General features: G+C 71.7%; 13 protein-coding genes. 6 read left to right on the top strand and 7 right to left on the bottom strand.

What is annotated here, in order from left to right; genetic code table 11:
• Nucleotides 1–22 precede the first annotated feature (22 nt).
• Nucleotides 23–493 (top strand): hypothetical protein, encoded by a 471-nt coding sequence (locus ACWDY5_RS33440; RefSeq protein WP_449726135.1) that lies wholly within the window; start codon nt 23–25, stop codon nt 491–493.
• Here ACWDY5_RS33440 and ACWDY5_RS33435 read toward each other — a convergent pair.
• From ACWDY5_RS33435 to ACWDY5_RS33420, 4 genes are all read right to left on the bottom strand, one after another.
• The gene (locus ACWDY5_RS33435) at nt 486–2,627 is read right to left on the bottom strand and encodes a peptidase domain-containing ABC transporter (RefSeq protein ID WP_449726134.1); all 2,142 of its coding nucleotides are present in this window, start codon (nt 2,625–2,627) and stop codon (nt 486–488) included. The genes ACWDY5_RS33440 and ACWDY5_RS33435 overlap by 8 nt on opposite strands.
• An 11-nt stretch (nt 2,628–2,638) precedes the next feature.
• Nucleotides 2,639–3,073, bottom strand: coding sequence for a hypothetical protein (locus ACWDY5_RS33430; RefSeq protein ID WP_449726133.1), 435 nt, complete (start codon nt 3,071–3,073; stop codon nt 2,639–2,641).
• Nucleotides 3,070–6,354 (bottom strand): type 2 lanthipeptide synthetase LanM family protein, encoded by a 3,285-nt coding sequence (locus ACWDY5_RS33425; protein WP_449726132.1) that lies wholly within the window; start codon nt 6,352–6,354, stop codon nt 3,070–3,072. Before ACWDY5_RS33425 ends, ACWDY5_RS33430 begins: the two co-directional genes overlap by 4 nt.
• Nucleotides 6,355–6,455: 101 nt before the next feature.
• On the bottom strand, nt 6,456–6,680 hold the full coding sequence (locus ACWDY5_RS33420) for a mersacidin/lichenicidin family type 2 lantibiotic (protein ID WP_449726131.1): 225 nt from the start codon (nt 6,678–6,680) through the stop codon (nt 6,456–6,458).
• 270 nt (nt 6,681–6,950) lie between these two features.
• Between ACWDY5_RS33420 and ACWDY5_RS33415 the strand changes: the two genes are divergently transcribed.
• Nucleotides 6,951–7,232: a LuxR C-terminal-related transcriptional regulator gene (locus ACWDY5_RS33415; RefSeq protein WP_449726130.1), complete on the top strand. Its 282-nt coding sequence runs from the start codon at nt 6,951–6,953 to the stop codon at nt 7,230–7,232.
• Here ACWDY5_RS33415 and ACWDY5_RS33410 read toward each other — a convergent pair.
• The gene (locus ACWDY5_RS33410; RefSeq protein ID WP_252478869.1) at nt 7,229–8,176 is read right to left on the bottom strand and encodes a glutaminase; all 948 of its coding nucleotides are present in this window, start codon (nt 8,174–8,176) and stop codon (nt 7,229–7,231) included. The genes ACWDY5_RS33415 and ACWDY5_RS33410 overlap by 4 nt on opposite strands.
• 132 nt (nt 8,177–8,308) lie before the next feature.
• Between ACWDY5_RS33410 and ACWDY5_RS33405 the strand changes: the two genes are divergently transcribed.
• Together ACWDY5_RS33405 and ACWDY5_RS33400 are read left to right on the top strand one after the other, a co-directional pair.
• On the top strand, nt 8,309–8,929 hold the full coding sequence (locus ACWDY5_RS33405) for a DUF47 domain-containing protein (protein WP_449726129.1): 621 nt from the start codon (nt 8,309–8,311) through the stop codon (nt 8,927–8,929).
• Nucleotides 8,929–9,918 (top strand): anion permease, encoded by a 990-nt coding sequence (locus ACWDY5_RS33400; protein ID WP_449726128.1) that lies wholly within the window; start codon nt 8,929–8,931, stop codon nt 9,916–9,918. The genes ACWDY5_RS33405 and ACWDY5_RS33400 overlap by 1 nt, the downstream gene beginning before the upstream one ends.
• Nucleotides 9,919–9,928: 10 nt before the next feature.
• On the opposite strand, the gene ACWDY5_RS33395 is transcribed toward ACWDY5_RS33400, so the two are convergent.
• Entirely contained in the window at nt 9,929–10,906 is a 978-nt protein-coding gene (locus ACWDY5_RS33395) for a YihY/virulence factor BrkB family protein (RefSeq protein WP_449726127.1), read from the bottom strand.
• Nucleotides 10,907–11,142: 236 nt separating this feature from the next.
• Between ACWDY5_RS33395 and ACWDY5_RS33390 the strand changes: the two genes are divergently transcribed.
• Together ACWDY5_RS33390 and ACWDY5_RS33385 are read left to right on the top strand one after the other, a co-directional pair.
• Nucleotides 11,143–11,562: an aldo/keto reductase gene (locus tag ACWDY5_RS33390; protein WP_449726126.1), complete on the top strand. Its 420-nt coding sequence runs from the start codon at nt 11,143–11,145 to the stop codon at nt 11,560–11,562.
• Nucleotides 11,475–12,140 (top strand): aldo/keto reductase, encoded by a 666-nt coding sequence (locus ACWDY5_RS33385; protein ID WP_449726159.1) that lies wholly within the window; start codon nt 11,475–11,477, stop codon nt 12,138–12,140. Before ACWDY5_RS33390 ends, ACWDY5_RS33385 begins: the two co-directional genes overlap by 88 nt.
• Nucleotides 12,141–12,433: 293 nt before the next feature.
• Here ACWDY5_RS33385 and ACWDY5_RS33380 read toward each other — a convergent pair whose 3' ends face one another.
• Nucleotides 12,434–13,600 (bottom strand): serine hydrolase domain-containing protein, encoded by a 1,167-nt coding sequence (locus ACWDY5_RS33380; RefSeq protein ID WP_449726125.1) that lies wholly within the window; start codon nt 13,598–13,600, stop codon nt 12,434–12,436.
• Nucleotides 13,601–13,632 lie beyond the last annotated feature (32 nt).

Below are 13,632 nucleotides of genomic sequence, written 5' to 3'. Positions count from 1 at the left end.
CAGTAGGTGTCAGGGTTGGCCGGTGAGGATCGTCGGCATGAACGACTTCGACTTCCTCACCGGCTCCTGGCACGTGACCAACCACCGCCGCGAGAAGTGGCTCGCCGACTGCCCGGACTGGGTCACCTTCCCCGGCGCCTCCACCGCCCAGTCGGTCTTCGACGGCGGCGGCTGCCTCGACGAGATCGTCTTCCCCACCCTGGGCAGCCGGGGCCTCACCCTGCGGCTGTTCGACCCGGAGCGCCGGGAGTGGTCCATCTACTGGGCGAACAGCCGCACCGGGCTGCTCGGCCCGCCCGTGGTGGGCGGCTTCACCGACGGGCTGGGCCGCTTCCACGGCGCGGACGAGTTCGAGGGCAAGCCGGTCCAGGTGCGCTTCACCTGGTCGGCGATCACCGCGGACTCCGCCCGCTGGGAGCAGGAGTTCTCCGCCGACGAGGGCCAGAGCTGGGAGTCCAACTGGATCATGGAGTTCCAGCGGGCGCTCAGGTGAGCTGGGACTCCACCAGCGTGGAGTACGGCCCGCCGTCACGCAGCAGCGCCTCGTGGGTGCCGAGCTCGGTGATGCGGCCGTTGTCCATCACGATGATCAGGTCGGCGTTGCGCACCGTGCTCAGCCGGTGCGCGATCACGATCCGGGTGCTGCCCAGCTCGTCCAGGTTGCGCTGCACCGCAAGCTCGGTGGCCGCGTCCAGGTGGCTGGTGGCCTCGTCGAAGAGCAGGATCCTCGGTTTGCCCAGCACCGCGCGGGCGATGGCCAGCCGTTGCAGCTGGCCGCCGGAGAGTCCGGCGCCGCCTTCGGAGAGCATCGTGTGGTAGTTCAACGGCATCCGCATCAGGTCCTCGTGCACCTCGGCCAGCGCCGCCGCGCGCACCACCTCCGCGAACGGGGCGTCCGGCACCTTGAGGGTCAGGTTCTCCAGGACCGAGCCGCTGTAGATGTGCGGGGTCTGCATGACCACCCCGCACTGCCCGCGCAGCGCGGTCAGGTCGAGCAGTTCCGTTGGCACACCGTCAAAACACACCGTGCCCGAGCTGGGCCGGTACAGGCCGAGCATGAGCCGGGCCAGGGTGCTCTTGCCGGAGCCGGTGCGGCCCACGATGGCGATCTTCGAGCCAGCCGGGCAGCGCACCGAGACCTCGCTGACCGCGGGGCCGGCCTCCGGACCGTAGCGGAAGGAGACCCGGTCCAGCTCGATCGCGCCGGTGATCACCGGGCGCAGCAACATCTCCCGGTCCGGCTGCTCGGGCGCCTCGCGCAGCACGTCCTGGATCCGGGCCAGGTGCACGCCCACGGTCTGGAAGGACTTCGCGCTCACCGCCAGCGAGGTCAGCGGCGCGAACACCGAACCGGCCAGGGTGTTCATCGCCAGCATCTGGCCAAGGCCCAGCTCGCCGGAGAGCACCAGGTGCGCGCCGAACCACAGCAGCCCCAACGGCATTCCGGCGCGCAGCACGGTCAGCCACAGGTCCATGTGGTTGTCCAGGGACTGCCGGTCCATGCTCACCCGCAGCTGCCGGTCGAACATCCGCGACCACCGCTGGTAGGCCCGGTCCTCCGCGCCGGATGCCTTGATCGTCTCCACCCCGACCACGGTCTCCAGCAGGTAGCTCTGGGTGTGCGCCATCCGGGAGAGCTGCATCTCGGTCAGCTCGTGCGCCCGCCGCGCGAACAGCCACAGCACCACCAGGTTCAGCACCCCGGTGGCCGCGACCACCAGCGCGAAGGCCGCCGATCCGGCGAAGAGCACGCCGAGGTAGAGCAGCACCAGCGCGCCGTCCAGGACCAGGGCGAGGAACTGGGCGGTGACCAGGTCCCGGATCACCTCGCTGCTGCCGAAGCGGCTCAGCAGGTCGCCGCCGGTGCGCAGCTGGAAGTAGGAGTACGGCAGGTCCACCAGCCGGCGCAGGAACTTCGTGGACAGGTTCCGGCTGGTCCTGGTTTGCAGGTACACCAACAGTTCCGCCCGGCCGTAGCCGGTCATGGCCTGTCCGGCGACGAAGGCGACCAGGCCGAGGCCGAGCGCGGTCAGCGTGCCCTGCTCCCCCGCCGGCACCACCTCGTCCACCAGGTACTGGGTGAGCAGCGCGGGCAGCAGGCCGAGCAGCACCAGCAGCACCGAGCACAGCACCACCAGGCCCAGCGCGGCCCTGGCCTTGGGGAAGACCGTGCGCACGAAGGAGACCAGCGCGCGCAGGGTGTGCCGACGGCGGCGGGGCAGCGCCGGGGTGGGCCGGAAGAGGAGCACCACGCCGGTGAAGCCGCGGTCGAACTCCTCGGCGGTGACCACCCGCCTGCCCTCGGCCGGGTCGACGATGGTGATCCGGTCCGGGGTGTAGCGCTCCAGCACCACGAAGTGGCTGAAGTCCCAGTGCAGGATCACCGGAACGTCTATTGTGGACAGATCGGCGGGTTCGAGTCGTCTGGCCTCGGCGTGCAGGCCCCACTCCCTGGCCACCCGCAGCAGCTCCAGCGCGCTGGTGCCGTCCCGCCCGGTGCCGATCCCGTCCCGCAGCTCCTGGGAGGACAGGTCGCAGCCGTGGTGGGACAGGATCATCGCCAGGCAGACCAGCCCGCACTCGGCGGTGGTGTTCTGCAGCTCCACCCTGATCCGGCGCTTGCGCACGTGCACTCCCCTCACCCCAGCAGGTCCAGCAGCAGCGAACGGCTGCCTGCCGGGATCGCGATCGCCGAGATCCGCTCCAGCGCCAGCCCGCCGGGCGGCGGCTGCACCCGCACCCGCAGCTCCGGCGAGTCGGCCACCACCACTCCGGTGACGGTGCCGGTCTGGGTGATGACCTGCGCGCGCAGCCCGGCATGCGGCCGTTCCCCGTTGGTCACCTTGGCCACCACCACCTCGCCGTCCACCGAGACCGCGGTGGCGCGCGCGGTCACCGGCACCCGCACCAGCCAGCACACCGCGACCGCGGCGGCCAGCACGCTGACCGCGGTCCAGGCCGGCCACCAGCGCGGGCGGATCGGCGCGGCCGGCTTGTCCTCCCGGCCGCGCGGGGACTCCTGGTGCGCGCGCACCGCTTCCGGCCGGTACAGGCCTTCCGGCAGCTCGCTCATGGCTTGTCCAGCAACAGCACCGACGGGGTGGCGGCGGGCTCGGCGAAGCGCAGCAGCGCGTAGCCGATCCCGGCCAGGCCGAGCATCAGGCCGGGTGTGCTGGTGCCCTCGGGCACCGCGCAGCGCCAGCCGGTCCGCGCGGTGGCGAGCTGACCGGCCACCAGCCTGCCCAGCTCCGCCTCCGGCAGGCCGCCGGTGCTCAGCAGCACGTCCAGGTTGCCCAGTTCGCCGTGGCACAGGCCGTGGTTGGCCAGTCCGCCGGTCTCCGCCGAGGCCCGCTGCACCGCCGCGGTGGTGTGCGTGGCGGCGGCCAGGTCGGCGCGCAGCCGGTTGGTCTGCCCGGCCAGGAAGTCGTGCCGCAGCAGGTCGTGCCGGGCCAGTGCGATGCCCGGCGCGCCGTGGCACCAGGCGTGGCTGGTGCTGCCCTCCGGGCTGAGCTCCCTGAGGTCCAGCCAGTTCGCCGCCTCGGGCAGGTAGTGGCCGTTCTCCTCCGCCAGCGCGCCGAGCAGGGTGGTCAGGTAGTCCGCGCGCGGGGTGTGCGCGTGCAGCCGGGCCAGTGCCATCGCGATGCCCGCGTTGCCGTGGGAGAGGCCGGTGAGCGGCCGGCCGGCGGCGGGGGCGAGCCAGCCGTAGCCCAGGTCGGTCTCCACCCGGTTGGCCAGCAGGTGCGCGCCCGCCTGGTTGGCCACCCGCAACGCGTCTGTCCTATGTGGACCGTCGACCAGGGCGAGCAGGCCGAGGATCGCGCCAGCCGAGCCGCCGAGCACGTCGTACTGCTCGTCCCGGTGCACCACCTCGCTCAGCATCGGCAGCAGCCCGGCCGCGTGCTCGGCCAGCTCGGGCCGCGCCAGCACCGCCGCGGCGTGCGCGAGGTAGTACGCGCCACCGGCCAGGTCGCCAAAACCGCCGATGTCCCAAGGGAGTTCGCGGATGAGGTTGTCCCGCTGCCGTTGGGGCAGCTTCGCCCACTCCTGGCCGCGGCGCTCGGCCAGCAGGGCCACCTCGTCGGCGACCGCGGTGGCCAGCGCGTGCCAGCGGTCCCGGCCGGTGTGCCGCGCCAGGTAGGCCAGGAACAGGCCGACCCCGGCGAGCCCGCCGTAGAGGTCCTGGGCGCCGGGCAGGATCTGCCAGTGCCGTTCGTCGACCAGGTCGATGCCCAGCCAGCCGATCCGCCGCCCCTCCCGCAGCGCGCCGGCCTCCAGCGCCGCGCCGACCGACTCGGCCGCGGCGAGCAGTTCCGCCTTGCCGGCCGGGTGTTCGGCGGGTGCGGCCCGGTCCCCGGCGAGATCCGCCGGCCGCACCCTGCGGGCCGCACCCGCCTCGGGACCCGCTTCCAGCACCAGGAAGGAGTCCCTGATCAGGTCGAGCTGGTGGCGCAGATCGGTCTCGCCCATCCGCTCGATCCGCGCCCGCACCAGCTCCAGTGGGGCTTGTGCCAGCACACCGGGCAGTTCCTGGCCGTCGTCCAGGACCACCGTCCGCGAGCCGGGGGTGAACTCGAAGAACGGGATGTCGCCCAGCCACATCGCGCGCAGCTCCGCGGCGAGCACCTCGGCCCCGTGCGGCATGTCCTTCGGCGCCTCGCACAGCCGGGCCAGCGCGCGCTGCCGGTCGGGCGCGTCCCGCAGGAAGTCCGGGTGCAGGCTCTCCTCCATCACCCTGGCGTAGAAGCGGGTGGGGCGCAGGATCAGCCGCAGGGTGACCTCGCCGAACTCCGCGATCAGCCCGGTGCCGGCGAGCAGCGCGGCGCGGTCGGCCAGGATGCGCCGGTAGCTGAACTCGAAGCCGTCCCGGACCGCGCAAGCGAACTCCTGCACCCGGATCGCGCCGCCGTCGGCGAGGCCGGGCAGGTTGTCCGAGCCCTCGGTGTCGATGTGCCGGTTGACCACCCGCATCTCGTCGGTGCCCATCCCGTCCAGCACCGGCACCGGTTCCAGGCTCTGGCCGCCGCGCCCGGCGACCCCGGACATGTCCGCGGTGAAGCTCTTGCCTTCCTTGTCCCGCAACACCATCGGCTGCGGCAGCAGGCCGACCATCAGCACCGACTCGGTGAAGGCCTGCTCCGGTGGTGAGGGGTCGGCCGCGCCCGCGTCCCAGGGGTTGGTGTGGAACAGGGCCTCCAGGTCGACCAGCACCGGGTGCGGACCGGCGGCGATGATGTTCTCGATGTGGAAGTCGGTGGCGCGCAAGGAATGCAGCAGCCCGAGCAGGGCGCCGGTGCGCCAGTAGAAGGCGTGCAGCTCCGCCCTGGAGGCGCACGGGCCGGTGGCGGCGAACTCCACCCAGCCGTGGTCACCGCGGTCGAGCACCCGCAGCGCGCGCAACGGGTGCGCCGGGCGCTGCCGGTTGAACCAGTCCAGGAAGCGGTTGAACACCAGGTCCACCGCCAGCGAACGGGGCTTGTACACCACGGTGGCGCGCTCGAAGCGCACGATGGCCACGGTGCGGCCGCCGCGGTGGGTGTCACCCGAGCCGAAGACCACCTCGCTGACCTGCCCGGGGTCCACGCCGTCGAGCACGGTGGCGACCACCTCGGCACGGTCGGCGCGCAGGTGCTGGGCGAACTCGACCCTGGTGGCGAGCCAGCGGTTCAGGATGCCTTGGGCGTAGCGGGCCAGCACCGGGTACTCCCGCCACACCGCCAGCGCGGTCTCCTGCTCGCCCAGTGAGTCCACAAAGGACCGGAACCGCTGCTCCGGGGTGTCCCCGGTCAGGCGGCCCTGCACCCTGGCCACGTTGAGCTCCAGGGTGAGCGTGCGCTGCACCGCGTGCGCCAGCACCGGGACCGGCAGGCTCGCGGCCAGCACGGTGAGCAGCCCCGCGGGCAGCTCGGTCCAGTCCAGCGCGGCGGCCAGCCGGCGCAGCGCCTGCCGCAGCTGGGGCCGCAGCACCTCGGCCAGGCCGAGCTGTTCGGGCAGCACGTCCACCTCGGGCGGCAGCGGCCGGTCCTCGGTCAGCGCGGCGGCGAACTGCCGGACCCAGCCGGGTTCCCCGGCCAGCCGCTCGCGCAGCCGGTCAGGAGGCTCGCCGAGCAGGCAGGCCAGCCGCGCCGCGGTGACCCCGACCGGGGCGAACGCCCGGTCCAGCTCCTCCTCCTCGACCTGGAAGGGCGGCAGCTCGCGCCACAGGTCCAGGCGGCGGGCGCCCACGGCCAGGTCCGCGGCGGGGACCGGTCCTGGGCCGGAGCCGAGCTGGCGCTCGGCGAGGGTGGCGGCGCGTTCCCAGGGCAGGTCGGGCACGGTCGCCGGGTCGGCGGGAACGTCGTGGGTAGGCGCGGACATGCGGCCTGCCTCCTCGGGTGCTGGCGCCGGGTGCGGCGGCGGGACGGTGGTGTGGCGCGCCGGGGCCGCGCCAGTGCTCAGGCGCGGCCCCGGCGGGTCTCTTACGGGCAGACGCAGACGCTCTTGGCGGTCTGCGCGGTGGTCGTGGTGGTCAGCGTGGGCGTGGTCTGGCAGATGACCTTGCTCGGGCAGACCCAGGTCGGGCGGGCGCCACCGGCCACGTTGGCCAGCGCGGCGTCGGAGAGGTTCACCTCACCGGCCGGGTGCGCCACGATGCCCAGCGAACGCCGGTACTCCGCGTCCTTCCACACGCGCACAATGTCCATGACAGCTCCTTAGGTAGGGAGATTTCTGGGGGATTTGCCGACCCTTTCGGACCGACACCAGAACCGTACTCCCGAATTGACTTCACGATCCCACACTCTTGTCCGAACACCCGCCTTTTGAATTCCTTTAAGTGGACGCAACACGGCCATTACTGCGGTATTCCACAGCTTCGTCAGCGCTCTTCTCGTGGTGTTTCCACCATGTCCTCGGGGGTGGTTCCGGCGCATGCTCTGGATGAGGGAGACTCAGCTACGCGGAGGAGCGGCCAGGTGACGGCGCAACAGACAGTGGTCAGGGCCGGAAAGGTCCGGTTCCAGCTCAGCCAGACCAGAGCGCGGATTCTGGAGGGAATAGCCGGGGGCGAACCCTCACACCGGCTGGCCGCCCGGCTGCACCTGAGCGTGCGCGGCGTGGAGTACCACCTGGCCGCCATGCAGCGCGCCCTGTCCGCGCCCAACCGGGTGGCGCTGGTGGCCCGCGCCTACACCACCGGCGTGCTGAGCTCGGGGGCGTGGCCACCGAGAGTCGAGGAGGAGGTCGTGGCCGGTTAGAACACCGAGAGCCCGGTGAGCGTGGTGAACCGGTCCAAGGCGGCCACGCCGGCGACCGAGTTCCCGCGCTCGTCCAGCGCCGGGCTCCACGTGCACAGCGAGTACCGGCCGGGCACCACGGCCAGGATGCCGCCGCCGACCCCGCTCTTGCCGGGCAGCCCGACCCGGTAGGCGAACTCCCCGGCGGCGTCGTAGGCGCCACAGGTCAGCATGACCGAGTTGACCCTTTTCGCCTCGCTGCGCGACAACAACCGGGAACCATCCGCGCGCACTCCGTGGCGGGCGAGGAAGGAACCGGCCACGGCGAGATCGCGGCAACTCATCGTGATCGAGCACTGCCAGAAATAGTGTTCGAGCACCAGCGGAACGGGATTCTCCAGATTGCCATAACTGGCCATCAGATGCGCCAAAGCCGCGTTCCGGTCCCCGTGCGCGGTCTCGGAACGAGCCACCGCGACATCGAAGTCAACCCGCTCGTTACCGCTCTCCGCCCGAAGGAAATCGCGTACCGCGCCCCGGGCGTCCCCGGTGAGGGAGAGCAGCCGATCGGTCACCACCAGCGCCCCGGCGTTGATGAAAGGGTTCCGCGGAATCCCGCTCTCGTACTCCAGCTGCACCAGCGAGTTGAACGGGTTCCCCGAGGGTTCCCGCCCCACCCGCCGCCACAGCGCCTCACCCTCCGCGGCCAGCACCAGGGCCAGCGAGAACACCTTGGACACGCTCTGGATGGAGAACGGCGCCTGCCAGTCCCCCACCCCCACCGCCCGCCCGGCCAGGTCCGCGGCGGCGAAGCCGAAGCCACCGGGGTCCACTTCGGACAGCGCGGGGATGTAGTCGGCCACCCTGCCCTGACCGCCGGCGCCCGGCGCGACCTCGGTGAAGACGCTCGCCAGCACGGAGACCAGGTCCCCTGAGTCGGTGACCTGCTGCTCTGACACAGCCATGACACTCCTTCGTACCAGCCCGGCCGACCGTACCCGGTGAACACAGGGTGGACGGTGTGCGAACGATTCGGTGAGGCGGGTAGGTTCCCCGGCGGACACGACGCGACGATCACAACGGGGTGTGCTGACCACATGCGACTGAGCCGGAGACCCACCAGCCCGCGTTTCTTCGAGCTGTTCGCCGACATCGGCAACAACATCGCCGCGAGTGCCGAGGTGCTGCGGGAGTTCGTGCGCTCACCCGATGAGCGCCGGGCCGAGCTGGCCGAGCGCATGCACGAGCTGGAGAACATCGGGGACAAGGCCACGCACGAGATCATCGAGCTGCTGGACCGCTCCTTCGTCACCCCCTTCGACCGCCAGGACATCTACCGGCTGGCCACCCGGCTGGACGACGTGGTCGACGACATGGACGCCGCGGTGGACCTGACCGTGGTGTACCGGGTGGACGTGCTGCCCGAGGGCGTGGACCACCAGGTCGAGCTGCTGAGCAGGGCCGCGCAGCTGACCGCGGGGGCGATGAAGCGGCTGGCCGACCCGCACGGGCTGACCGACTACTGGGTCGAGATCAACTCGCTGGAGGACGAGGCGGACAAGGTGTACCGCCAGCTGCTCTCCCGCCTGTTCGACGGGCGGACCGAGGCGCTGGAGGTCATCAAGCTCAAGGAGGTCGTCGACCAGCTGGAGGCGGCCGCCGACGCCTTCGAGCACATCGCCGACGTGGTGCGCACCATCGCGGTCAAGGAATCCTGATGCTGGACATCACGCTGGTCGTGGTGATCGTGCTCGCCCTGGGCTTCGACTTCACCAACGGCTTCCACGACGCGGCCAACGCGATCGCCTCCGCGGTCTCCACCCGCGCGCTCACCCTGCGCGCCGCGCTGGCCATGGCCGCGGTGATGAACCTGATCGGCGCGCTGCTGGGCACCGCGGTCGCGGTCACCGTGGCCTCCGGGGTGATCGACACCCCGGACGGCGACCACGGGCTGCACGTGGTGCTGGCCGCGCTGGTCGGCGCGATCGTGTGGAACCTGATCACCTGGTACTTCGGGCTGCCGTCCTCCTCCTCGCACGCCCTGATCGGCGGCCTGGTGGGCGCGGCGCTGGCCTCGGCCACCACCGTGCACTGGTCGGGGGTGCTGATGAAGGTGGTCGTGCCGATGATCATCTCGCCCACGGTCGGCCTGCTGCTGGGCTACACCGTGATGACCGCGATCATGTGGATCTTCCGCAACGGCAACATGCACCGGGTGGGCCGGGGCATGCGCAAGGCCCAGATCATCTCCTCCGCCAGCCTGGCGCTGGGGCACGGCCTGCAGGACGCGCAGAAGAGCATGGGCGTGATCGTGCTGGCCCTGGTCATCGGCCACCAGCAGACCGGCTACCACGTGCCGTTCTGGGTGGTCCTGGTCTGCGCGCTGGCCCTGGGCGCGGGCACCTACGCCGGTGGCCTGCGGATCATGCGCACCATGGGCAGGCGGATCTTCCACCTGACCCCGGCGCACGGGTTCGCCGCCGAGGTCTCCGCCTCCTCGGTGCTGTACCTGACCGCGTTCGCCTTCGGCGCGCCGATCTCCACCACGCACGTGATCACCTCCGCGGTGATGGGCGTGGGCGCCACCACCCGCCGCTCCGCGGTGCGCTGGTCGGTGGCCGCGGACATCGCCAAGGGCTGGGTGCTCACCCTGCCGGCCTCGGCTTTGGTCGCCGCGGGCACCTACGGCCTGATCTCGCTGTTCTGAACCGGGGCGCTCAGCGCTCCGGCACGGCAGGCCGTTCCTCCGCCGTCATCGCCCTGGTGTCCCTGGCGGGGAGGAACGGCTCCTGCTCGGCCGGCTGACCGTCGGCGATGCGCTTGCCGCGGATCAGCTCGGCGTCGAGCTCGGCGCCCAGCAGCACGGCCAGGTTGGTGATCCACAACCACACCAGGAACACGATCACCCCGGCCAGCGAGCCGTAGGTCTTGTTGTAGGAGCCGAAGTTCGCCACGTACAGCGCGAACCCGGCCGAGGCCAGCACCCACAGCAGCACCGCCAGCGCGCCGCCGGGGCTCAGCCAGCGGAAGCGGGGCTGCCGCACGTTCGGCGCGGCCCAGTACAGCAGCGCGAACACCAGGGCCACCAGCGCCGCGATCACCGGCCACTTGGCGATGTCCCACACCAGCACCCCGGTGGAGCCGACCCCCAGCAGCTGCCCGATCCCCTCGGCCAGCGCGCCGGTGGCGACCACCCCGGCCGCGCACAGCGCCAGCACCACGACCACCGCCAGGGTCAGGCCCAGCCGCAGCGGCGCGGTCTTCCACAGCGGCCGCCCCTCGGGCATCTCGTAGATCGCGTTCGAGGCGCGCATGAACGCGGCGATGTAGCCGGAGGCCGACCACAGCGCACCGGCCAGGCCCACGATGGCCAGCAACCCGGAAGCCTGGGAGCGCTGGAGCTCGCTGATGGCGTTGACCAGGATGTCCTTGCCCTGCCCCGGCACGACGGTGTTGATGTTGTCGATCAGGGTCTGGGTCGCCGAGGGGCCGAGCAGGCCGAGCACGGCGGTGAGCACCAGCAGGCCGGGGAACAGGGAGAGCACGCTGTAGTAGGTCAGCGCCGCGGCCCAGTCGCTCAGGTTGTCCTTGCTGAACCCGCTGATGGTGCGCCTGAGCACCTGCGACCACGACCGCTTGGGCAGCTCGGTCGGCTTCTCCGCCCGCGCCCCGGTTCCCGCCTGCTCCGTCGACATCCCGTCCACCTCCGCCATCGACTCGCTCACCGCCGGGCCTACCCGCTCAGCTCGCGGGCAATCCCGCCATCCGCGGGTGACCTCCTCCGGCAGCAGGCGGAGAGGATTGGGCAAGCCAGCGCCCGGATCTTGCTATCGCCGCTGGTCCGGCTCGCGTTCCCTGGGGACATGGCACTCGATCACTACGTCACCGTCGGCCGCTCCGACTCCGGGTCAGCCCGTTCGCCCTCGGCGCGATGACCTTCGGCGAGAACCCCGGCGTCGCAGGCACCAGCGCCGCGGGCACCAGCGTCGCGGAGTCCGAGCGGATCCTGGCCGCTTACCTGGACCGCGGCGGGAACTTCATCGACACCGCGAACCTGTACACCATCGGCCACTCCGAGAAGATCCTCGTCGACTTCTTCGCCGCCACCCCGGGCCGCCGGGACCGCATGGTGCTGGCCTCGAAGTTCTTCTTCAACTTCCAGCCCGGCGACCCCAACGGCGGCGGCGCGGGCCGCGGCTCGATCACCGCCCAGCTGGACCAGACCCTGCGCCGCCTGCGCACCGACCACCTGGACCTGACTGGCTGCACAACTGGGACCGGTCCACCCCGATCGAGGAGACCACGCGCGCGCTGGACGACCTGGTCCGCGCCGGCAAGATCCGCTCCCTAGGCTTCTCCAACACTCCCGCCTGGGTGACCGCGAAGGCCCAGACCATGGCGCAGCTCAAGGGCTGGACGCCGCTGATCGCGTTGCAGGTGGAGTACTCGCTGCTGGCCCGCACGGTGGAGGGCGAGCTCGCGCCGCCCGTCGCAGTTCGGCCGCGAGTACCGCCGCCAGTTCGGCGCACCGCCGACCCGGGACGCCGCCCGGCTGCGCGAGATCGCGGGCAGCGCGCCGGCGTTGCCCTGACCCTGGACGAGCGAGGCGGGGCGGGGTGTCCTGTGCCGGAGCGGGACCGCCGCGCCACGCCGAGCCACCCTCAGCGGCGGCGACGGTCCGACGGCTTCGCGAGCACCGAGCCTGGCGTCGCGTCCTGCCACCGGGCTTGGTGCCGCCCGAGCGCCACCTCCGCAGCGCTCGGGTGGTGCCTCGGCACCGTCGGTGGCATCCGCTCGGTGTCAGGTACCCGGCCGTGGCTTGCGACCAGGATCGCGACACCGGCTCGACGCCCGACAGCGGCACCGGCTCGCCCAGCACCCTACCGACACCGACCGAGCGCCGGAGCGCCTGCTCCGTTTCAATGCTAGCCCATCCGGCGGCAGCCCATCAACCTGGCCCGGTCCAGCCCCGGTTCACCGGTCCCGAGCACCGGCCCTGATCCATCAGCGCTCAGCCACCGGGCACCGGGCTCGACGTCAGCCGGAGGCCGTTCTGTCGCTCCGAGCCGCCGCTGCCGCCCCTGACGGGGTCCGCCGCCGCCACCGTTCCTCTGCGGAACGCTCGAACCCCGGTTTTGGTTGCCTTTCGTTTTGGATCACCGCACTCAATCGGGTGAACCGGGGCGGGTCTGGGGCGATAACCGCACTTCAGGGGGTTGATGCTACCCGACGGTCAGGCCGAAACCAGCTGCGCCGAACTCCGCTTCGATCAGCTTGTTGAAGATCGGGAAACCGGAGTAGTCGTTGGCCACGTGGGCGGCCAGGGTGTGGGTGCCGTCGGGGGTGCCCATGACCAGGGTCATGGTGCCCATGCTCGCGCCGGTGCCGCCGCGCACCACGGTGCCGTCGGCCAGGGTGACCTCGTAGACGCCCAGGCCGTAGCGGGCGTTGGCGAGCCAGTGGGCGCCTTCGGTGGAGACCGTGGTCCACATGGCCTGGTGTTGCGGGGCGGGGAGCAGGGTGCCGGCGCGCAGGGCGGTGAGGAACACCGTCAGGTCCTCCAGGGTGGAGATCACGGTGCCCGCGCCCCAGCCCGCGGAGGTGTTGCAGTCGGTGGTGTCCAGGGGCGGCAGGGCGGGGTCCTCCATCATGGACGGCCAGTTCTCCGGGGTGACCTCCTCCGGGCGCACGCCTTCGCGGAGGAACAGCTTGGAGAACAGGCGGGGGTGGCGGCCGCGGTAGCCGGTTTCCGCGCGGGGGCGGGCGAAGGTGTGCTGGAGGCCCAGTGGCTGGACCACGGTGCGGTCCACTTCGGACTCGTAGCTGTTGCCGGTGACCTCCTCCACGATCGCCGCGGCGAAGCTGAAACCGCCGTTGGAGTACCAGAACGCCTCGCCCGGCTGGTAGACCGGCGGCTCCGACACCGCCAGGCGGAGCACGTCGGCGCGGGACCACACGTCGAAGCGGTGCTGGCTGAAGGCGGAGCGAAGGTTGCTCCGGCGTTGCAGCTCACGGGCCATGCCGGTGGCGAACAGGCCGCTGGTGTTGGACAGCAGCTGGCGGATGGTGATCTTGTCGGCGTCGTAGCCGGCGCCGGCCATCGAGCCTGGCAGCCACTGCTCGACGGTGTCCTCGAGGTCGAGTTTGCCTTCGGCGGCCAGGGTGAGCACGGTGGCGGCGGTGAAGGCCTTGGCGATGCTGCCTGCGTTCAGGCGCTCCCCCGGCACCCGCTGCGCGCCGGTGACCGGGTCGGCCAGGCCGGCGGAGCCGAACCAGGCTTCGCCCTCGTCCTGGACGCGCACCGCGATGCTGGGCGCGCCGCCCTCGGTCACCGCCCAGTCCAGGATGTCGCGCACCTTGTCCCGACCGGGGCTCTGGAAGTCCGTCACGGCTGGTTCCTCTCAGCTCGGTTGTCGTGTTC

The sequence above is a fragment of the Crossiella sp. NPDC003009 genome (genome assembly GCF_053591555.1).
Note: the sequence above shows the minus strand (reverse complement) of the source record. Positions and strands in the feature narration are given on the sequence as shown.

Bases quoted from the DNA above. Each gene is read 5' to 3' on its own strand.
- ACWDY5_RS33395 (WP_449726127.1), bottom strand. From the start codon at position 10,906: ATGTCGACGGAGCAGGCGGGAACCGGGGCGCGGGCGGAGAAGCCGACC.
- ACWDY5_RS33410 (WP_252478869.1), bottom strand. From the start codon at position 8,176: ATGGCTGTGTCAGAGCAGCAGGTCACCGACTCAGGGGACCTGGTCTCC.
- ACWDY5_RS33405 (WP_449726129.1), top strand. From the start codon at position 8,309: ATGCGACTGAGCCGGAGACCCACCAGCCCGCGTTTCTTCGAGCTGTTC.
- ACWDY5_RS33430 (WP_449726133.1), bottom strand. From the start codon at position 3,073: ATGAGCGAGCTGCCGGAAGGCCTGTACCGGCCGGAAGCGGTGCGCGCG.
- ACWDY5_RS33425 (WP_449726132.1), bottom strand. From the start codon at position 6,354: ATGTCCGCGCCTACCCACGACGTTCCCGCCGACCCGGCGACCGTGCCC.
- ACWDY5_RS33390 (WP_449726126.1), top strand. From the start codon at position 11,143: ATGACCTTCGGCGAGAACCCCGGCGTCGCAGGCACCAGCGCCGCGGGC.
- ACWDY5_RS33400 (WP_449726128.1), top strand. From the start codon at position 8,929: ATGCTGGACATCACGCTGGTCGTGGTGATCGTGCTCGCCCTGGGCTTC.
- ACWDY5_RS33420 (WP_449726131.1), bottom strand. From the start codon at position 6,680: ATGGACATTGTGCGCGTGTGGAAGGACGCGGAGTACCGGCGTTCGCTG.